Source organism: Bacillus sp. FSL K6-1284, from assembly GCF_038002625.1.
Lineage (GTDB): Bacteria > Bacillota > Bacilli > Bacillales > Bacillaceae > Bacillus > Bacillus paralicheniformis.
In genome coordinates this window covers 1,489,294-1,508,877 of the sequence record NZ_JBBOCW010000001.1, presented here as the reverse complement: position 1 = coordinate 1,508,877, position 19,584 = coordinate 1,489,294, and the positions used below count along the sequence as shown (strand labels likewise).

The 19,584-nt window shown below is 45.3% G+C and carries 22 protein-coding genes, 3 riboswitches and 1 other annotated feature; of the genes, 9 read left to right on the top strand and 13 right to left on the bottom strand.

What is annotated here, in order from left to right:
* Positions 1-351: 351 nt before the first annotated feature.
* From MHB72_RS07715 to MHB72_RS07705, 3 genes are all read left to right on the top strand, one after another.
* A complete protein-coding gene (locus MHB72_RS07715; protein WP_016886662.1) occupies positions 352-1,017 on the top strand; it encodes a hypothetical protein in 666 nt (221 codons plus the stop codon).
* Positions 1,018-1,103: 86 nt separating this feature from the next.
* Positions 1,104-1,583 (top strand): ImmA/IrrE family metallo-endopeptidase, encoded by a 480-nt coding sequence (locus MHB72_RS07710; RefSeq protein WP_340902195.1) that lies wholly within the window; start codon positions 1,104-1,106, stop codon positions 1,581-1,583.
* Between the two features lie 30 nt (positions 1,584-1,613).
* On the top strand, positions 1,614-2,753 hold the full coding sequence (locus tag MHB72_RS07705) for a site-specific integrase (RefSeq protein WP_340902192.1): 1,140 nt from the start codon (positions 1,614-1,616) through the stop codon (positions 2,751-2,753).
* 170 nt (positions 2,754-2,923) lie between these two features.
* Here MHB72_RS07705 and MHB72_RS07700 read toward each other — a convergent pair whose 3' ends face one another.
* From MHB72_RS07700 to MHB72_RS07690, 3 genes are all read right to left on the bottom strand, one after another.
* Positions 2,924-3,331, bottom strand: a complete 408-nt coding sequence (locus MHB72_RS07700) for a hypothetical protein (RefSeq protein WP_020451113.1) — start codon at positions 3,329-3,331, stop codon at positions 2,924-2,926.
* A gap of 91 nt (positions 3,332-3,422) precedes the next feature.
* Positions 3,423-4,778: a magnesium transporter gene (gene mgtE, locus MHB72_RS07695; protein ID WP_020451112.1), complete on the bottom strand. Its 1,356-nt coding sequence runs from the start codon at positions 4,776-4,778 to the stop codon at positions 3,423-3,425.
* A gap of 248 nt (positions 4,779-5,026) precedes the next feature.
* Positions 5,027-5,191: riboswitch (M-box (ykoK) riboswitch) on the bottom strand.
* 139 nt (positions 5,192-5,330) lie between these two features.
* Positions 5,331-5,486, bottom strand: coding sequence for a transcriptional regulator SplA domain-containing protein (locus MHB72_RS07690; protein WP_020451111.1), 156 nt, complete (start codon positions 5,484-5,486; stop codon positions 5,331-5,333).
* A gap of 292 nt (positions 5,487-5,778) precedes the next feature.
* On the opposite strand from MHB72_RS07690, the gene MHB72_RS07685 reads away from it, so the two are divergent.
* The 4 genes from MHB72_RS07685 (at position 5,779) to MHB72_RS07670 (ending at position 10,720) form a co-directional block, all read left to right on the top strand.
* The gene (locus tag MHB72_RS07685) at positions 5,779-6,732 is read left to right on the top strand and encodes a S8 family peptidase (protein WP_023856779.1); all 954 of its coding nucleotides are present in this window, start codon (positions 5,779-5,781) and stop codon (positions 6,730-6,732) included.
* A 130-nt stretch (positions 6,733-6,862) separates the two neighbouring features.
* Positions 6,863-7,051: riboswitch (cobalamin riboswitch) on the top strand.
* Positions 7,052-7,199: 148 nt separating this feature from the next.
* Complete coding sequence (gene metE, locus MHB72_RS07680; RefSeq protein WP_146874151.1) at positions 7,200-9,488, top strand: 5-methyltetrahydropteroyltriglutamate--homocysteine S-methyltransferase; 2,289 nt, start codon at positions 7,200-7,202, stop codon at positions 9,486-9,488.
* Positions 9,489-9,695: 207 nt separating this feature from the next.
* Positions 9,696-10,010, top strand: a complete 315-nt coding sequence (locus tag MHB72_RS07675; RefSeq protein ID WP_020451108.1) for a hypothetical protein — start codon at positions 9,696-9,698, stop codon at positions 10,008-10,010.
* Positions 10,007-10,720 (top strand): hypothetical protein, encoded by a 714-nt coding sequence (locus MHB72_RS07670; protein WP_026579821.1) that lies wholly within the window; start codon positions 10,007-10,009, stop codon positions 10,718-10,720. Before MHB72_RS07675 ends, MHB72_RS07670 begins: the two co-directional genes overlap by 4 nt.
* A gap of 160 nt (positions 10,721-10,880) precedes the next feature.
* Here MHB72_RS07670 and MHB72_RS07665 read toward each other — a convergent pair whose 3' ends face one another.
* Entirely contained in the window at positions 10,881-11,513 is a 633-nt protein-coding gene (locus MHB72_RS07665; protein WP_216920433.1) for a histidine phosphatase family protein, read from the bottom strand.
* A gap of 146 nt (positions 11,514-11,659) precedes the next feature.
* On the opposite strand from MHB72_RS07665, the gene MHB72_RS07660 reads away from it, so the two are divergent.
* A complete protein-coding gene (locus tag MHB72_RS07660; protein WP_023856775.1) occupies positions 11,660-12,130 on the top strand; it encodes a nucleoside deaminase in 471 nt (156 codons plus the stop codon).
* A gap of 33 nt (positions 12,131-12,163) precedes the next feature.
* Here the strand turns inward: MHB72_RS07660 and MHB72_RS07655 are convergent, their stop codons facing one another.
* Together MHB72_RS07655 and MHB72_RS07650 are read right to left on the bottom strand one after the other, a co-directional pair.
* Positions 12,164-12,826 (bottom strand): hypothetical protein, encoded by a 663-nt coding sequence (locus MHB72_RS07655; protein WP_216920430.1) that lies wholly within the window; start codon positions 12,824-12,826, stop codon positions 12,164-12,166.
* 71 nt (positions 12,827-12,897) lie between these two features.
* Positions 12,898-13,311, bottom strand: a complete 414-nt coding sequence (locus MHB72_RS07650; protein WP_020451103.1) for an organic hydroperoxide resistance protein — start codon at positions 13,309-13,311, stop codon at positions 12,898-12,900.
* A gap of 160 nt (positions 13,312-13,471) precedes the next feature.
* On the opposite strand from MHB72_RS07650, the gene MHB72_RS07645 reads away from it, so the two are divergent.
* Positions 13,472-13,924, top strand: a complete 453-nt coding sequence (locus MHB72_RS07645; protein ID WP_020451102.1) for a MarR family winged helix-turn-helix transcriptional regulator — start codon at positions 13,472-13,474, stop codon at positions 13,922-13,924.
* A 41-nt stretch (positions 13,925-13,965) separates the two neighbouring features.
* Here the strand turns inward: MHB72_RS07645 and MHB72_RS07640 are convergent, their stop codons facing one another.
* The 7 genes from MHB72_RS07640 to MHB72_RS07610 all read right to left on the bottom strand — a co-directional run bounded on the left by MHB72_RS07640 (position 13,966) and on the right by MHB72_RS07610 (position 19,582).
* Entirely contained in the window at positions 13,966-14,388 is a 423-nt protein-coding gene (locus MHB72_RS07640; protein WP_216920428.1) for an organic hydroperoxide resistance protein, read from the bottom strand.
* A 112-nt stretch (positions 14,389-14,500) separates the two neighbouring features.
* Entirely contained in the window at positions 14,501-15,748 is a 1,248-nt protein-coding gene (locus tag MHB72_RS07635) for a glutamate-5-semialdehyde dehydrogenase (RefSeq protein WP_149169424.1), read from the bottom strand.
* Positions 15,749-15,760: 12 nt separating this feature from the next.
* Entirely contained in the window at positions 15,761-16,858 is a 1,098-nt protein-coding gene (gene proB / locus MHB72_RS07630) for a glutamate 5-kinase (protein WP_216920426.1), read from the bottom strand.
* Positions 16,859-16,918: 60 nt separating this feature from the next.
* Positions 16,919-17,137: a binding site (T-box leader), on the bottom strand.
* A 55-nt stretch (positions 17,138-17,192) separates the two neighbouring features.
* Positions 17,193-18,095: a formyltetrahydrofolate deformylase gene (purU, locus tag MHB72_RS07625; RefSeq protein WP_216920417.1), complete on the bottom strand. Its 903-nt coding sequence runs from the start codon at positions 18,093-18,095 to the stop codon at positions 17,193-17,195.
* Between the two features lie 113 nt (positions 18,096-18,208).
* Positions 18,209-18,523, bottom strand: a complete 315-nt coding sequence (locus tag MHB72_RS07620; RefSeq protein WP_101560776.1) for a DMT family transporter — start codon at positions 18,521-18,523, stop codon at positions 18,209-18,211.
* On the bottom strand, positions 18,523-18,852 hold the full coding sequence (locus tag MHB72_RS07615; protein WP_020451095.1) for a DMT family transporter: 330 nt from the start codon (positions 18,850-18,852) through the stop codon (positions 18,523-18,525). Before MHB72_RS07615 ends, MHB72_RS07620 begins: the two co-directional genes overlap by 1 nt.
* Before the next feature lie 59 nt (positions 18,853-18,911).
* A riboswitch (guanidine-I (ykkC/yxkD leader) is annotated at positions 18,912-19,014 on the bottom strand.
* Positions 19,015-19,060: 46 nt separating this feature from the next.
* The gene (locus MHB72_RS07610; RefSeq protein WP_020451094.1) at positions 19,061-19,582 is read right to left on the bottom strand and encodes a DinB family protein; all 522 of its coding nucleotides are present in this window, start codon (positions 19,580-19,582) and stop codon (positions 19,061-19,063) included.
* Positions 19,583-19,584 lie beyond the last annotated feature (2 nt).

Here is a 19,584-nt window from a genome sequence, read left to right as displayed (position 1 = left end):
ATATCTATATCTATTGTTTATTATGTTTAAATTCTGTTTACTAATAAGATCCGAATTATCTTCTGGATTGGATCGGGATTCTCTTCCGGAAAGTAAAATTTCACAAGCGCATAAATCCTTACGTATCAAGGGTTTATGCGCTTGCTCTCATCCGGATTCTCTTCCGGATTGGATCGGGATTCTCTTCCGAAAAAAATACCCCACCCAAGAGGAAATTATTAAAGCATGAGTGAGAAAGTCTATTATCAGCAAAATGAGACATTTGTCAAAACTGGTAAAATCCTCTTGAATTATTACGCATTTTTTCCTACCATAAATTAATGTGTATACTTATGAACTGGAGGGTTTTAATTGAAGAAATTTATAATTCTATCCCTTACTCTATGTTTAGGGATTATTTTAGGGGCTTGTAGTTCATCTGAAACTGCAAAAGATAAAGAAGATAGTAATAAAACAAGTACAAATGAAGACAAAGATTCTAACAGTAAAACAGAGAACGAAGATGTCCAGAAAAACGAAAATACTCAAGGAAATGAAATCATTAAAGACGATGAGAACATGAGAGTAAAAAATATCTTCAGCGATGAAAAATTAAATATAAAAGGGACTACTGGCCCTATGAAATATGAGATTAACGGCATTGACTTAGCAGAAGTAGAACCGAAAAATGAAAAGTCCGCTTCTTTCTTTAACGCTAAGGTTGGCGAAAAAGTCAACACAATAATAATTAAAATGTCAGCCGAAAACACATCAGAAAAAGATGTTGATTTCTTTTTGGGAATGTCTAAGATAATCACAAATACCAAAGAGCAATTGGAACCTGAAACGTTATCGTCTGATGCCGTTGAAGCTGAATACTTAGGCAAAGTAAAGAGCGAGGGATACAGTACATATATTTTGAAAAAGTCCTCTCTTAAGGATTTAAAAACAATCGAAATACGCATTGAAGCTCCACAGGATAGCAATTTCGATTCTATCGGAAAGGACGTCAAGCATACCATAAAAGTTAATAATTAAAAAAGTGCCCTTTTTAGGGCTTTTCTTTTAATCAAAAAGACGAACATTCGTTCCGTATAGAGTAGTTTTTAAGGAGGAACCTCATCTTGATGTACACAAACAGTCATTTGGAAGATTGGATTGAAAGCTTGTACAGAAGCATTAACATCATTACACCTGATCAAATTAATTTCGAGCGTATAGCCGAGATGTTAGGCATAAGAGTTTATTTCAAGCCTATCCCGAGTTGTTCTTTCAAGTATAATGACGTGTATACAATTTTATTAGATAGCCGGAAAACCCGCTGCGAACAGTGGGGCGACTTTGCTCACGAACTATGCCATCTTTACAGACATGAAGGAGATAAAAAAATAATGCCGAGATTTTGGTCAGATTATCAGGAAAGACAAGCAAATTACTTCTCATATCACTTTTGCATCCCTACTTTTATGCTTCATGGAATGAAAATGCTACAAGACTATTTTTTTGACGCGCACCTCATCGCCAAAACATTTAAAGTCACTGAACAATTTGCGAAGGTACGCATTAATATGTACTTTAACAAAATTCATCTTATTGTTAGTTAAAAGAAACTTTAAATAGGATTGGGGGATAATATGGCTTCATTTCAACAGTACAAAACCAAAAAGGGCTATAAATGGCTCTTTAAAATTGGAGTTGGCATTGACCCTAAAACAGGCAATAGAAAAACAACAACACGTCGGGGATTTAAGACTAAAAAAGAAGCTGTCGCAGCCGCTGCGGAATTCCAGAAGGAAATTGATAATAATGCTCTTATCCGAAATGACATTACTTTTGAGGATGCCTTTAAAGAATGGTGGGATGTTCATTCCAAAACGATAAAGCGCAGCACCAGATATAGAAAGCTATCGAATTTCAAAAAGCATATCCTGCCACACTTCGGGAAATTAAAAATAAAAGACATCACAAGAGCATATTGTCAAAAGGTGATAAATCTGATAGCTCAGGATATTGATTCTGTTCAAAATGTAAAAATTCAAGCTAACCTTGTATTTAAATATGCTCTAAGAATGGAATACATCACAAAAAATCCAATGGAATTCGTTGTGATCCCCAAAAAAGAAGAGAATTTTTTATCGCAGGAAGAAGAGAAACGGAACTTTTGGGAAAAGGACGAAACCAAAACCTTTCTCGAAAAAGCGCATTCTCAACTCGCCCCACAAGATTATGTCATGTTTTATGCTCTTATTTTCACCGGTATGCGCAAAGGGGAACTTCTTGCCTTGGAATGGAAGGACGTTGATTTAAAAGAGAAAACAATAAACATCAAACAAACAATGTTTTTTGAAAACGGAAAAGAAGTCATCCAAACAACGAAAAAATATCATTCCAAGCGAATTATCACAATTGATGATCAAACAGCCCAAATACTTAAAAAATGGCGCACACAACAAAAAGAAATGCTCTTGTCTAATGGAATCACCTCAGAAGCTAAATACGTCCTTATACGGAGCGATATGCGCCCTCTAAGGCTTGCATATCCAAACGACCTTTTAAACCGTATGATCGCTAAAAATAAGCTTCACAGAATCACGATTCACGGTTTTAGACATTCTCACGCATCAATCCTTTTTGAAGCAGGCGCATCCATAAAAGAAGTACAAGCCCGTTTAGGTCACAAAGAAATTCAAACGACTATGAACATCTATACACATGTCACGAAAACCGCAAAAGAAAAAACGGCCGAAACATTTAAAAAGTACATGGAATTATGAGAAATTCATTTAAACGTGGTCAAAATGTGGTCAAAAATCAATTTTAAACAAAAAACAAGCCCTCATCCGGTCGCTCGGAAGAGGGCTTGAAGGTTGGTATATTAACGTTTTGAGAGCTGAGGTGCACGACATGCGCCTTTAAGACCGTATTTTTCCCTCCGGATGATTCGTCACCTGTTTTCCTGCTGTTTCGTTTCCTTTATGTATCCGATGAAATCAATCATAACGCCTTTATCTGGATCATTGCGTATCCGAAACGCGATCGTTCCGGGCTGACCGGTATTTTCCATCTTGTAAGCGGCATGAAACACATGGATGCTCGCTTCAGAAATTTGAAAATCATCAGCACGAAGCCCGGAAATTCCCCATTTCTGTTTGTTTTCCAGGATTGTTTCCGGAGAGGGGGTTGCGCCCTCCACGTACAACCGCTTCATCTTTGACACATCATCGTTCAATATCGCCTCAAGCATACCCTCGACTGCGACGAGCCGCCTGTCTTTTCCTTCATCTTCATTCTGACAGCCGGCAGCAACCATTGCAACGGCTAAACAAATCAGCACAGCTGCAAATCTTCTCATACCAATCCCCCCTGATCTCTGCCTAAAATATATAGGCTTTTACGGATTCTGGCAAGCAAAAAACCCTCCCTAAAAAAGGAGGGCTGCTGTCTTACAGTGAATGAATGAATGCAGTTGCAATACCGAAGTAGATCAGCAGTGACAAAATGTCATTTAAAGTTGTGATCAGCGGACCCGATGCAATCGCAGGGTCGACGTTGCACTTGTGAAGGATGATCGGGACGATCGTTCCCGCCATCGTTCCGATGATCAGTGTGGCAAAGAGCGAAGTCCCTACCACAAATCCGAGCAGCAGATTCCCCTGCCATACAATCGCGATTCCTGTAATCACGACCGCACAAACAACGCCGATAATAATGCCGGCCTTGAGCTCCCGGAAAATCAAGCGGAAAATCGTTTTTTTATTGAGTTCTTCTTTTGACAGCCCTCTGATGACGACAGCGAGAGACTGCGTCCCGGTGTTACCCGTCATTCCTGCGATCATCGGCATAAAAAAGGCCAATGCGACAACCTGCTGCAGTGTGTCTTCAAAATAGCTCATGATGCTGCCTGAGATCAAACCGATGAACAGAAGCAAGATCAGCCACGGCAGACGTCGATATGCAGCGACATACGATTTTGTATCAAACGTGATTGCTTTACCTGATGCAGCAAATTTTTCGTAGTCTTCATTCGCTTCTTGGATGACGATGTCAATAATGTCATCGACCGTTACGATCCCGACAAGCTCATGGTTTTTTTCTACAACGGGAATCGCCAGAAAGTCGTACCGCTCAATGAGCCTTGCGACTTCTTCCTGATCTTGAAGAGCGTCCGCCGAGATGACCCTTGTAAACATTAATTCCTGAACCTTCTCATCGGGTTCTGCCAAAATGAGATCCCGGTATGAGATAACCCCGACAAGCTGCTTTTGTTCATTGATAACGTATAAATAGTTGATCGACTCCGCGATTTCCGCAAAGCTTTTCAGCTTGACAACCGCTTCTTTTACCGTGTAATGCTGCGGAATCCAGACATAGCGGTTTGTCATGATTCTTCCCGCTGTTTCAGGCGGGTAGTTCATCAGAACGCGGACCGCTTCAGATTCTTCCGCTTCCATACTGGAAAGAAGCTGGTCTTTCAGCTCTGAGTCCATTTCCTCGAAGAGCGCGGCAAGGTCGTCGTTGTCCATTTTATTCATCACATGGATCGCCTTTTCCTTGCCGACCTTGTTCAGAACGACAAGCTGCTCTTCTCTGTCCAGTTCGCCCATGAGATCGGTAATGTCTTCAACCGTTAAAAAAGACAGATACCGGCCGCGGTGCTTTTCGGGCATTTCCTTAAACAGAATCGCCATATCATAAGGCTGCAGTTCCTCTAAAACGTTTTGAAACTCTTTTCGTTTTCCGTCTCTCAGTAAAATAATAATGCGTAAAATCAGTTCATCATATGTCATGTTTTTTACCATGGCAATCTGTACCTCCCTTTTCAGGAGATCCTTATATCACCATAGCAAAAGGGGTGAAGTATAAGGATCTCCTCATCAATCAATGTGTGATGCTGTAAAATATTTCTCGTATGATTAAACCGCCTCGAATGGGGAGAATCCATACTTCCACCTCCTTGTTTAATACGGAAAGTTCACTTTCCTCAAAAAATAAAAAAACACCTATTTCATTGAAATGAAGGTGTTAAAAGCCATACAAAATAAAACCCTAACGCCTTCCATCGTAGAGCTTTAGCACTGTATGGCATAGGCAGCATGCCAGCTGCATTAAAAATCACCTTAGATCGATGATTTCTGTTGACCCATTGGCGTCTTTGGACATTTTTGGGCAGCAGCGTATCTCCATACAGGAGCCTCACCTAACGAAGAGCTGTATTTACCGGACACAATGAGATTACAGAAAAAAAGGATAACTGTCAATAAGAAAAGCAAACTTAATGCTCTCTATTATGGTTGATTCCCTTTTTCGTCAAAATTAAACCAGCTCTTTCGCCGAGATGCCGAGCTCCGTTCTTACTTTTCGCTATCCTGTTCAAGGTCGTCCTTTGACAGCAGGTGATAGTTTTCGTGCAGCAAAAGCGCGTATTCTCCTTCATATTTTGGATGCGGCACAAACTCCGCCTGCTCGATTGACAATTCGTCTCTTTTTTCGTTTTCTTGTTCTTTCACCCTGTATCAACTCCCTTTTTTAATAGGATATCCTTTTGCCGGGATAATATGATGAAGCGAAATCTCATATATATAGTGATTCTCTCGCCCTTTCGTCGATTTCACAGGTCTTTTCGCTTACAATTCCAGCATTGTTCGCAGTTATTCGACTTTTCTCCTCTATTATCTATATTTTTTAACTTTTCATAAAATTCATACAAATGAACCTTTTTTTAACAAAGTGAATGTTTTACAATAAAATCACGCACCTTGTAACCCATCTAAAGCAGCATATAACAGGGAGGGCTTTGAAATGCAAATGCGATTAATTCCTTATGTCACTGACACAAAGCTGATGGACGTGAACGAATTGCCGGAAGGAATCGATGCGATTAAGGCACCGGAGCTGTGGTCACAAGGTTTTAAAGGAAAAGATATCACTGTCGCAGTGCTTGATACAGGCTGTGACGCAACCCATCCCGATTTGGCAGACCGAATCATCGGAGGCAGAAACTTTACTGATGATGACAATGGAAAAGAAGATCAATTTCATGATTATAATGGACATGGCACCCATGTGGCGGGTACGATTGCCGCAAACGATCAAAACGGCGGCATCTCCGGCGTGGCACCTGAAGCGAACCTATTAATCGTCAAGGTGCTCGGCGGTGAAGACGGCAGCGGCGATTATGAATGGATCATCAACGGGATCAACTACGCCGTCGAACAAAAAGCCGATATCATTTCAATGTCGCTCGGCGGACCTGCCGACGTTCCGGAATTGAAAGAAGCGGTGACAAACGCCGTGAAAAACGGAGTGCTCGTCGTCTGCGCCGCCGGAAACGAAGGCGACGGCAATGACCGTACAGAGGAGTACTCATACCCTGCTGCATACAACGAAGTCATCGCTGTCGGGTCTGTGTCATTGACGCGGGAGTCTTCCGAATTCTCAAATGCGAACAAAGAAATTGACCTCGTTGCACCAGGAGAAGAAATCCTCTCTACATTGCCCGATCATCAATATGGAAAGCTGACGGGAACATCGATGGCCACACCGCACGTCAGCGGCGCGCTCGCTCTCATCAAGTCAGCTGAAGAAGAGGCGTTTAAACGGAAGCTGACAGAACCGGAACTGTATGCTCAGTTAATCCGCCGCACGCTTCCTCTTGATTACTCAAAAGCGCTGATCGGCAACGGATTCTTATATTTGTCGGCGCCGGAGGTACTGGCGGAAAAAGCCGGCGAAGCAAAACTTCTTTCCCTTTAACAGCCTAAGGAGGCTGCCGACAATGTCGGCGGCCTTTTTCATGGCTATTGATAAGGCTGAATCTTTTTAATTGCAAGAATTCAAAAATTATTTTGACTAAAAGATCGTGACGGTATATAATCTACTAAACAATTTCATCGCCGGGAACATGGTAATCTAACGAGGTTAGATTTTAAAAGGGAAGTTTGGTGAAAATCCGACGCGGTCCCGCCACTGTGAATGAGGAGGTTATTTCATAAAACCCACTGTTTCTATACGGGAAGGGGGAAATAACCGTCGATTCATGAGCCAGGAGACCTGCCTGTTCTGACGCACCATCAACCTACGGTCGATAGGAGGTGTTCGAGTTGACGTAACAATCGCTACGTTTATTTCTCGTTCGCAAAATGCTGTTTTCAGGCACTCACCTTCTCATTGTCCGAAGTGTGAGTGTCTTTTTTTATTGAACACTAAAGGAGGAGACCAGAATGACAAATGTAAAAACGAGTAGCTTGGGATTTCCAAGAATCGGCTTGAACAGAGAATGGAAAAAATCGCTTGAGGCTTATTGGAAAGGAAACACAGACCGTGAGACCTTTTTAAAAGAAATGGACGAACAATTTTTAGCAGCCCTCCAGACCCAGCTTGATCAGCAAATCGATATCATACCGGTTTCCGACTTTACCCTGTACGACCACGTTCTTGACACGGCGGTGATGTTCAACTGGATTCCAAAAAGATTCAAGGATGTACATGATCCGTTAGATACTTATTTCGCAATGGCGAGAGGCACGAAAGATGCTGTATCGTGTGAAATGACAAAATGGTTTAACACAAACTACCATTATATTGTGCCTGAATTTGAAAAAGGCGCACAATACCGCGTGACGAGAAACAAACCGCTTGAAGATTATAAAAGAGCAAAAGCAGCATTGGGAACAGAAACGAAGCCCGTCATACTCGGCCTTTACACTTTCGTAGCCCTTGCAAAAGGCTATGAACAACAAGATATCAAAGATATTTATAGCCAAATGACGCCTCTTTACATCCAAGTTCTGAAAGAGCTTGAGCAGGAAGGCGGCAAATGGGTGCAAATCGACGAGCCTGCTCTAGTGACGGCTTCACATGAAGAAGCGGCTGCAGTCAAAGAAATCTATCAGACGATTACAGAGGAAGTCCCTGGAGTGAATATCCTTCTGCAAACCTACTTTGATTCGGTTGACGCTTATGAAGAGCTGATATCGTTTCCTGTCGCCGGGATTGGTCTTGATTTTGTTCATGATAAAGGGAAAAACTTCGAGCATTTAAAAGCGCACGGTTTTCCTAAAGGCAAAGTCCTTGCCGCCGGTATTTTAGACGGGCGCAACATTTGGAAAGCCAATCTCGAAGAACGCCTGGATCTGACGCTTGAGCTGATCCAGAGTGCGGGTGTTGACGAAGTCTGGATTCAGCCTTCAAACAGCCTGCTTCACGTCCCTGTCGCAAAACACCCGGACGAGCAGCTTGCCGATGATCTCTTGAACGGTTTATCTTTTGCAAAAGAAAAGCTTCTGGAGCTTACACTGCTGAAGAACGGACTTGTTTCCGGAAAAGCGGCCATCCAAACGGAAATCGATGAAGCGCACGGGCACCTTCAATCTCTCAAACAATACGGTGCAGCGACAAATTCGGCCTTTGCCGAAGAAATAGACAAGCTGACCGAGGAAGACTTTAAACGCCCGACAGCTTTTGAAGAAAGACTGCGGATCCAAAATGAATCTCTCGGACTTCCTCTATTGCCGACAACGACGATCGGCAGCTTCCCGCAGACAGCGGAAGTGCGGAGCGCGCGGCAAAAATGGCGGAAAAAAGAATGGTCTGACGAGCAGTATGAAGTATTTATTCAGAAAGAAACAAAGAAATGGATTGACATTCAGGAAGACCTCGGACTTGACGTTCTCGTTCACGGAGAATTCGAACGGACAGACATGGTTGAATATTTCGGTGAAAAGCTCGGAGGATTCGCCTTTACCAAATACGCCTGGGTTCAGTCATACGGTTCCCGCTGCGTCCGTCCGCCGGTCATCTACGGAGATGTCGAGTTTAAAGAGCCGATGACGGTAAAAGAAACAGTTTACGCCCAATCCTTGACCTCGAAGAAAGTCAAGGGCATGCTGACAGGTCCTGTTACGATTTTAAACTGGTCCTTTGCCCGCTATGATCTGCCGAGAAAAGAGATTGCCTTCCAAATCGCCCAAGCTCTCCGCAAAGAGGTTGAAGCGCTCGAAAAAGCAGGCATTCAAATCATCCAGGTCGATGAACCCGCCTTGAGAGAAGGCCTGCCGCTTAAAGAACGGGATTGGGACGAGTACCTTAAATGGGCTGCCGAAGCGTTCAGACTGTCCACTTCATCAGTAGAAGATACGACGCAAATCCATACGCATATGTGCTACAGCAACTTTGAAGATATTGTAGACACGATCGAAGATCTTGACGCAGACGTCATTACGATCGAGCACAGCAGAAGCCACGGCGGATTCCTTGATTATCTGGAACAGCATCCTTACCTGAAAGGACTCGGGCTTGGCGTCTATGATATTCACAGTCCCCGCGTCCCTTCCAGCGATGAAATGCTCACGATTATAGAAGATGCGCTGAAAGTCTGCCCGGCTGACCGCTTCTGGGTAAACCCTGACTGCGGTTTAAAAACGAGACAGCCTGAGGAAACGATCGCAGCGCTTAAACATATGGTTGAAGCAGCCAAACAAGCAAGAGGCAAACTCGCTCAGACTGTTTAATTCCACAATAAATCCAACACAAACGCCGCCTGTTCACACGGGCGGCTCTTTTCATGTCCTCAGCCCTTTTTAGGCCGAAAGAACCGTTATATAAGGTACGTCCGCCCAAAAATCATTAAGACTTTTGATTCATTCGTACGATTTCCTTCCGTATCCTTTTCTTTTAACATATTTGTAGTAGATGATGGAAGGGAAGGAAAATATGTAGTGATTGACGATGGAATAGCGTTAGAACGAAAAATCAAACGAAAAATATATCAGGAAGACATTCACTCTCTTCAGCTATACGTAAAAGAAGTGACTGCCGCCATTGACGAGCTGAGGCAGGAAAGTTCTTCTATTTTAAAAGCACACCAAATGTATATCAACGGATGGCGCGGACAGGCGCGCGAAATGTATGACGCACTTTTGGACGATCTTGACCGGGCGGAATCGCGCGTGTATGACAGGCTGAGGGCCATTAAGGAGCAGGCGTCCGAAGAAATTGAGCGGCTTCAGCTGAAAGCCGAGGAGCTGACATGACGATCCGGCTGAACATCAATGATCTGCACGCGCTCGCCCGCCAATTTCGCTATTCCCACCAGCGAATCAGCGATTTAATAAACCTTTTGAACCGCCATTTTCATGTTCTTTTCTCCAGCGTGAAAACAGCAAGGACATACGGGATCGATCAGGCGCAATCCGAAATGGAACATGAACTCAATGGATTTTTACACACGCTCGATGATTTGCAGCATCTTCTGCACTTTACAGAAATCCGCATGAAAAAGACCGATCAAATGCTTGCAGAGAAGCTCTTCCAGAGCGGCGGGCGTCTGGCAGGCTACCTGCCGATCATGTCTTTTTTGGCCGCGGCCAAATGTTCCCCTGACAGTTACAGACTGACCGCGCCGCCGCTGTCTGAACCGCTCGCTCTCATGAAGCAGATCAAACAAAACGGCCTGTCAGGACTCTTTACGAAAAAACGAGCCGCAGCATATATTCAGTTAGATGAAGAAGGACAGCAGCAGCTGTGGTCAGCACGCCGCATGATCAGCCGCACAATCGCCGACAACCTTTGCCTTCTGGCGTATCAGCAAATCGCAAAAGGCCCTCTTTCTCTTACGGTCTTCCTTTTCGGAAAAAAAGCGGAAGCAGATGCGGCAGATGTCAAAACCGTTTGTCTTTCAAAAAACAAAACGATTTCCGCTGCCACGCTCCACAGCTTCAGTGCCAAAATGTATTCCGGCTAAGAGGCTCGGAGCGGACTTTCACAGGATATGATGACAGCGGCGTTCAGGCAGGACGCCTGGATGGTCTGCCGCCGATCCTGTGAGCACCGCCTTTGCAGGCCTGCAAGGGTTTGTCGACACGCTAAAAGCCTGATTGTTGAAATCAGGCTTTTTGGCATGCCTACCAGGTGGCATTCTTTGCTTCTACTCTATGTTCCCCGTCTCCTTCTCTTTCGATTGTGACCCTTCCATCATCAGAAACTGCTACAACTGCAAGAGCTGTGTCATGAACATAGCTGGAGTTCCATAGTTCACTGACCGGCCTCTTTTTTAACAGATTCAAAAGCATCAAAATAAACACGGAATGGCTGACAATGAGGACATTGCCTTCCCGATGGCGGTGGAGAATGAATTCATACACCCGGCTGACCCGTCTTTCAAAATCGTAAAAGCTCTCCCCTTCATCAGGCATGTATGTTTCAGGCGCATTAAAATACGCTTCCAGCAAGTCAGGATCGCTTTGTTTGATCTCATCATACGTTTTTCCTTCCCAGCGGCCGATCGATATTTCTTTTAATCTGTCGTCTGTTATAAAGGGAACACTGCGGTTCTGCAGCATAGCCCGCGCAGAATCAACAGCCCGGCCGCTTGGACTGGAATATGCGGCTTGGAATTGAACATCTTTCAGCCGTTCGCCGAGGGCGTTTGCATTTGCCAGCCCCAAAGCCGTTAAATTGGAGTCTTCCCAGCCTTGCATTCTTTTTTCAATATTCCATTCCGTCTGACCGTGTCTTGCAATATACAATGTAAGCAAAACATCATCCTCCGTTCATCATTCTAGCATTCATTGTATGCGATGGTCCGTTCGAAATCAAACATACTGAATATTCTGATGCGCGTTTATTTTACAAGATTCATCAGCTATAATAAGAAGGCAGGACAACCAAGGAGGATACAGAAATGAATCATGAAGCATTTTTGCAGCGCGCAATCGACCTTGCAGTGGAGAGCGTGAAAAGCGGCACGGGCGGACCTTTTGGCGCTGTGATTGTCAAAGACGGCCAAATTATTGCCGAGGGAAAAAACAATGTCACAACAAGCAATGATCCGACCGCGCATGCTGAGGTAACGGCTATTCGGCTCGCCTGTGAAGCACTTGGCGATTATCAGCTGAACGACTGCATTCTTTATACAAGCTGTGAACCGTGCCCAATGTGCCTGGGAGCCATCTACTGGGCGAGACCGAAGGAAGTTTACTTCGCCGCTCAGCATTCAGATGCCGCATCGGCCGGTTTTGACGATTCTTTTATTTATGAAGAAATCACAAAAACGCAAAGCGAACGGACAATTCCTTTTTATAAAATGGACCTTCAAGCAAAGCTTGAACCCTTTCTCACGTGGGAAACGACCGATCAAAAAGTGGAATATTAAAATAAAGAAAGCTTCCTGATGAAGGAAGCTTTTTCATTTTGAAGCTGACGGCTCATACCATTCAAGCTTTTGATCTTCAGATTCCAAATCAAGGCTTTCCGCCTTTCCATCCTTTTCAATTTCAAGCCTGACGATTTTCCCTTTCAGTTTTTCAGGTGCTTCGGCGACATCCCTCTCAAAATCGGCTGTTTTCTGATAAGTTTTTTCCCCAGCTTTTGTTTTGATTGTAATGTTTTGTTCCGATTCGCTGACAAACGCGGCAATGATTTTTCGGCTGCCGTCATTCTCCTGTTCATATACGCCGTTTTGGTCGACTTTTGACTGCGGCATGAGCTCAGCTTCTTCGGCTTCTTGCGTTTTTCCGTCCACCTCTACCTTCACAAGCTTCCCGATTAAGTCATCATGGTCTTCTTCGCTGTGAAAACGGCTGCTTTTCGGGACAATCAGTTCCTTATCCTTTATTTCGAGCGTGATTTGGTCGTCTTCGGCATGAACATACTTGCCTATCAAATCAAAATCTTCTTCAGACCGGATATTTTTGTCAAGAGAATATGTTTTCAAATCAGGCGCTTTCTGTTTGGCCGTATCAGCCGAGGGTTGATTTCCGTTGTTCTCCTTCGCTCCGGTTCCGCATCCTGCAAGGACGAAGGCGGCAGAGAGCACGGCGAATACAAGCGCTTTTTTAAGATATGCCATTTGCTGCTCCTTTCTAAAAAAGAAAGCAAACAAGCTTTGTTTGCTTTCTCGTTTTCATCTTTCCCGTTTGTTTATTTTACTTCAAGGCTGACGTCGATATTTCCTCTCGTCGCTTTTGAATAAGGGCAAAAGTCATGAGCGGCTTCGACCAGCTCTTTCGCTTTTTCTTTGTCTACCCCGCCTGAGGTGACGATCAGCTTGACGCCGATTTTAAAACCGCCGTCACTCTCATCCTTCAGCAAGCTCACATGGCCCTCAACCTCAGAATCGATGTTAATGCCTTTTTGTTTTGCGACATGCTCCAATGCGCCGCCGAAGCACGCCGCGTATCCCGCCGCAAAGAGCTGTTCAGGATTTGTCCCTGATTCGCCTTCTTTTTTTTCATTTGGCATGACAATGTTGTGATCCAAAACCCCGTCATCTGATGTGACATGTCCTGATCTTCCGCCTTTTGCCGTGACTTTTGCTGTAAATAATGCAGTCATCCTGATTCCTCCTTACGTTTTTTTCCTCTACTCTTTATATTTCACAAAATGAGTTTTTTAAACATCCGTTTTTGTTTTTTCGGGTTTTCTGCAGAACAATGGGAAAAAAACGAAAAATCTTATACAATAAAAAGGAACATAAAAAAGAGTTGGTGAAACGATGACAAACGAATTTGAACATATGAGGCTTGACAGACAGCTTTGTTTTCTCCTTTATGCCAGTTCGCGTGAAATGACGAAGCTTTACAAGCCGCTGCTTGATAAACTCAATATTACGTATCCGCAGTACCTCGCACTCCTTTTATTATGGGAGCACGGGGAATTAAACGTCAAAACAATGGGCAAGCTCCTTTATCTCGATTCCGGCACACTGACGCCGATGCTGAAGAGGATGGAGCAGCACGGGCTTTTAACAAGGGAGCGGTCACCTGAAGATGAACGGTCTGTGGTCGTCAGACTGACAGCAGGCGGCCAGGCACTTCAGGAAAAAGCGAGCAGCATTCCGCAACACATGATCGCCCAGACCGATCTGTCGGCTGGCGAACTGAAGAACTTGAAACAAACGCTTGAATCCCTTCTGGCTTCATTGACGAAAAAAACAGATGCGCTGTAAAGACAGCAAAAAGGCGCCTTCGATATGAAGGCGCCTTTTTTTTAAGAAATGACTTCAAGGCTGACATCAACATTTCCGGAAATCGCTTTTGAATAAGGACAAACGGTATGAGCTTGATGAACGAGTTTTTCGAGCTCCGGCTGTTCAACGCCGGTTCCTTTTACTTGCAGCGTGACACTGAGCTTATAGCCTCCATCTGCTTCATCTTTCAGAAGGCTGACGTTTGCCGTCACCTCTGTCTCCATTCGAAGACGCGCTTTTTGGGCGGTCAATTGCAATGCACTGTCAAAGCATGCCGCATATCCGGCAGCAAACAGCTGCTCCGGATTGGTGGCATTTTCGTTCTTCTTGGCTTTTGGCGTTCCCGGCATGGCCAGCTCCAGTTCAAGGACGCGGTCAGATGAGGTGACTTGTCCGTCTCTGCCGCCTTTGGCAGTAGCTTGCGAGGTAAATATAGGTTTCATGATTTATCGTCTCCTTTAATTTATATTGTGCACAATTAAATTTTATAAAATTAAATACGAAAACGCAACAAAAAAACATCCTGTCTGCATGTCAAGACAGGATGTTTCACTTTCATATCCGGATTTGCCCGTTTCCTTTAATGATATATTTAGAAGAAGTCAGCGCTTTAAGGCCCATCGGCCCCCTTGCATGAAGCTTTTGCGTGCTGATGCCGATTTCGGCGCCATAGCCGAATTCAAAGCCGTCCGTAAAACGCGTGGAAGCATTGTGGTAAACCGCTGCAGCGTCAACAGACGTTAAGAAAAACCGGGCGTTTTCCTGATTTTCAGTCAGAATCGCTTCCGAATGACGCGTGCCGTACTGCCTGATGTGCCGGATGGCTTCATCGATTCCGGCGACAATTTTGATGCTGACAACCGGCGCAAGAAACTCGGTTTCCCAGTCGGTCTCGCGAGCAGGAACCGCAGATGGCAGCAGCGCACATACAGCTTCGTCTCCCCTGATTTCAACGCCTGCTTCTTCAAGCTTTTGAAGCAGCGCTGTCGTATGCTTCTTCGCCCAGTCTTTATGGATAAGCACCGTTTCAATCGCATTGCAGACAGAAGGACGCTGCGTTTTGGCATTGATTACAACCTGCTCGGCCATGTCGGACCGAGCCGATTCATCAATGAATATGTGACAGTTTCCCGCGCCTGTTTCAAGGACAGGCACTGTGGATTCCCGCACCACCATATCAATGAGGTCTTTCCCTCCTCGCGGAATCAGGACATCCAAGCCGTCGTTTAAAGTGAACAGCTGTTTTGCCGCTTCCCTGCTTGTATCTTCAATGAGCTGAACGGCATCCTCCGGAAGCGCAGATTGTTCGAGCGCTTCTCTGATCACGCGGACGAGCGCTTGATTGCTGTTGATGGCTGATGAACTGCCCCGCAGGATGACGGCATTTCCCGTTTTCAAACAGAGGGTCGCGGCGTCGACCGTTACATTCGGCCGGGCCTCGTAGATCATGCCGACGACTCCGAGCGGAACCCTGACATTTTCAATGAAAAGCCCGTTGTCTTTGCGGATCGTTTCAAGCGTTTCCCCCACAGGATCTTCAAGCTTGATGAGCAGCATGACGGCGTCTGCCATATCATTCAGTCTCTCCGGCGTTAAGGCAAGTCGGTCAAGCAGCGCAGGTGAAAAGCCTTTTTCTTTGCCGCGAACGATATCTTTCTCGTTTTCTGCCAATATCTCATCTTGCTTAAAGCGGAGCGCCTCGGCGATGAAGGAAAGCGCCTCATTTTTCTTTGCAGTCGGCTGATGAACCAGTTCTTCTTTTGCGACTTTAGCCTTTTTTGCTTTTTCAATCACTTCGCTCATTCTTTCATCCCCTTATTCTTTAATACTTACCCAATCATTTCGATGGATGACTTCTATCCCTTCTTCATGATGGAACTCATCGCTTCGTTTCCCTTTCACCTCTTCAAGTTCTGCTGCGGAGTACAGCGTTTGGCCTTTTCCGGCCAAGCCGTTCGGTCCGTAAACTTCGACAACCGCCCCTTTCGGAAAATCCCCGGATATTGCTGTTACGCCGGCCGGCAGCAAGCTGCCGCCATTTTCGATAATCGCCAGCTCAGCCCCCTCATCAACGGTAATCTTCCCTGAGACAGGAGAGTGAAAAGCGATCCACTGTCTATGATTGTTGACGGAAGACAGGTCGGATTGGCCGATATAGGTACCGTCCCCGTTTCCTTTTAAAATCTGAATCAGCTTATCATCTCCCTCTCCGGCGCCTATGAAAACATTGACGCCGAGTGAAAGAGCGGTTTTTGCCGCCAAAAGCTTCGACTTCATTCCGCCCGTCCCGACTTTTGAACCGGCGGATGCGGCGCAGCCCAAAAGTTCGTCCGTAATTTCGGGAATGTAATCAAAACGGCGGGCATCAGGATGTTCATTCGGATTCGAATCATAGAGGCCGTTAATATCCGTTAAAATGATGAGTTTGTCGGCATGAATCAGTCCGCTCACCAGGGCGGATAGCATGTCATTGTCCCCAAACGTCAATTCTTCAACAGATACCGAATCATTTTCATTAATAATCGGGACAAGCCCCCGTTCAATCAGTTCCATAATGGTCGCATATGCATTTCGATACCGTTCCCGTTTGGCAAAATCGTTTCTTGTCAATAAAATTTGCGCAGGCTTGATATCGCGGTCTGCAAAATGCTTGATGTATGTCTGCATTAACAAGCTCTGGCCGACGGCCGCTGCAGCCTGTTTCCCCTTTAGCGTGACAGGCCTCGCGGGATAGCCGAGCTGTAAAAATCCCGCAGCGACAGCCCCCGACGAAATGAAGATGACTTCATGGCCTTCTTTTTTCAGAGCAGCTATCGCCCGAACATGGTCATTGATCTTCGCCTCATCGATGCTGCCTTTCGAATTGGTTAATGAACTGCTTCCGATTTTAATGACAATCCGTTGTTTTTTCACGTTTTTCCCCTCCGAGATGATCTGGCAGAAGCCAACAAAAAAAGCCCTTTTCGTCCAAATAAAAAGGACGAAAAGAGCTTTCCGCGGTACCACCTTCATTGAATGCGCGAGAAAAAAGCGCACTCCTCTTTCCCCTTTAACGCCAGGGTATGCGCCCAGGTTTTCCCCCTGAGACTCCGAGGCAGGTTCAGCAGGTTTCATGTGGTGAAATGTTTCAGCATGCCATTTCACTCTCTTTCACAGAAAGAACTGCTTACTGGCCCTCTTCAACGCTCGTGATTTTTTATTATTATGCCTAGGAAAAACGCCTCTGTCAAGAGGGAGATCAAACAATTTAATTAAAGACGATCGTCTTGTTTCCATACACGATAATCCGGTCTTCCAAGTGCCATTTGACCGCTCTTGCCAAAACGCTTCTCTCAATCGTGCGGCCGATGTTTTTCAATGCTTCCACATTGTCTCTGTGGTCGACCCGTTCGATATCCTGTTCGATGATCGGTCCTTCATCCAATTCGTTTGTCACATAATGCGATGTTGCTCCGATCAGTTTAACGCCTCTTTCATATGCCCGTTTATACGGATTCGCTCCGATAAAAGCCGGCAGGAATGAGTGGTGAATATTAATGATTTTGTTTGGATGAGCCGAGACAAAATCAGGCGTTAAAATCTGCATGTAGCGGGCGAGAACGATGACATCCGCACGGTACTCTTCAAGCCATTTCAGCTGCTGTTTTTCCACTTCTTCACGGATGTCTTTGTTCGCTTTCATGTAAAGGAACGGAATATTCAGCGATTCAACGGTTTCTCTTGCATCTTCATGATTGCTGATAACCGCTGCAATTTCCGCCATCAAATTGCCGCTCTGCCACTCCCACAGCAGTTCATGCAAGCAGTGAAGATCTTTTGAAACGAAGATAGCGACGCGTTTCAGCTCGCTCGCCAAATTCATGCTCCACGTCATTTGGAAGGACTCCGCCACAGTGGCGAATGTCGCTTTCATCTGTTCGATCTTTTTGCGGATGCCTTCGGCTTCAAACTCAATCCGCAGAAAGAACCGGCCTCCTTCAGGGTCTGTCGTATACTGGCTCGATTCAATAATATTCGCGCCATTTTCAAATAAAAAGGAAGAAACGGCGGCGACGATTCCAGGCTGATCCGGACAGCTGACCAGAAGGCGGGCCTTATCGTTATTGATTTCCTGATATTGCGATAACTGCTGTTTCATATATGCATTCATTTTCGTAAAACCCTCTTTGCTTGTAATTCGTAAACTATCTTTTCATTATACTGGAGTTTATTGAAAAATCAATTTACGGACGCCCATTTGCCATAAAGTGCACGGGCCGGACTCTAGCTTATCAGTTTCAGTCCGACGGCTGATCCCAAAATGAGCGCGATGAAAAAGATGCGTTTTCCGTCTTTCGGCTCTCCGTAAAACAGGATGCCGACAAGCGCACCTCCAACCGTGCCAATCCCTGTCCAAACTGCATACGCCGTTCCCATCGGCAGCGTCTCCATCGCAAGGGATAGCAAGAAAAACGAAGCGACAAAACCGATGATCAACAATAAGATCCATCTCAGCCGCTTGTCTTTATGAAACTGGTTCATCATCGTCACGCCGAGCATTTCCAGTATACCGGCGGCGATGAGGCAGATCCATTCCATTATGACGCCTCCCCTTTCTCTTCATTTGTTACAAGCTTCAAGCCGATCACGCCGCATAGCAAAACACCGATCAGAGCAAGCTTGGCGATATTTGCCGGCTCATGAAACAAGACGATTTCGCAGACGACCGTTCCCGCTGTGCCGAGACCGGTAAATACGGCATACACGGTTCCGACCGGCAGCTTCTCTCCCGCCTTCACCAGTATATAAAAGCTCATCGCGACGGCCGCCGCCGTGCCGATCCATTCAAGAGCCGAATCAGCGTGTTTCAGCCCCATGACCCAGCCAATTTCAAACAAGGCTGCAAGTATGACACTGCCCCATCTCATCAAAATCCCTCCAATTCATTTTCAGCAAAAGAAAAAACCCGGGTTATCGATGAAAACGATACTCCCGGGCTTTTATCCCTCCGTGTGCATATGAACAAATCATATGTGTTTTCTCTCGGACCAGACCACATCCGAATGTGCGGAACCCTAGAAAACTTTAACGCTATGAAGTTTGCTAATTAGCATCATACCAAATCATTCGAAAAAATCAACTGTTTTGCTTGCGGTACTCCCCTAAGCAGGCCTGGATATGCGCTTGGTGATAGCGGTTATGATCAGACATATGCCAGATTCCCCAGCGGATGGTCGAAAACCCTCCCTCATACGGAACCTTCTTCAACAAGTCTGTTTCCGAGAAGCCTTTAACGGTGCGTTTCAACATCTCCAGCACCTCGTCATACCACTCGATTAACACGGATAAGGGTAAGCCTTTTACCTCAGGCAAACGTCCGTTTTCATCTGTCATCGGCCCGTATTTCTCTTCCAGCTCTCTGGGAAATTCGCTTCCCTTCAGCCTGTATACCCAGCGAATATCGACATTGATTAAATGATAGATCAGCTGGGCGATGCTGTTTTTGTCGCCATGCTCCCCCTTATATTCCAGCTCCTCCCGGCTGATGCCGGAGACGATTGATTTCAGCCGTTCGATGTTTTCATTGACCGCCGAAAAAAGCACCCCGACTGTCGGCGCCATCTCTTCAACTGGAGATAAATCCTTTAAAAACGGCATAA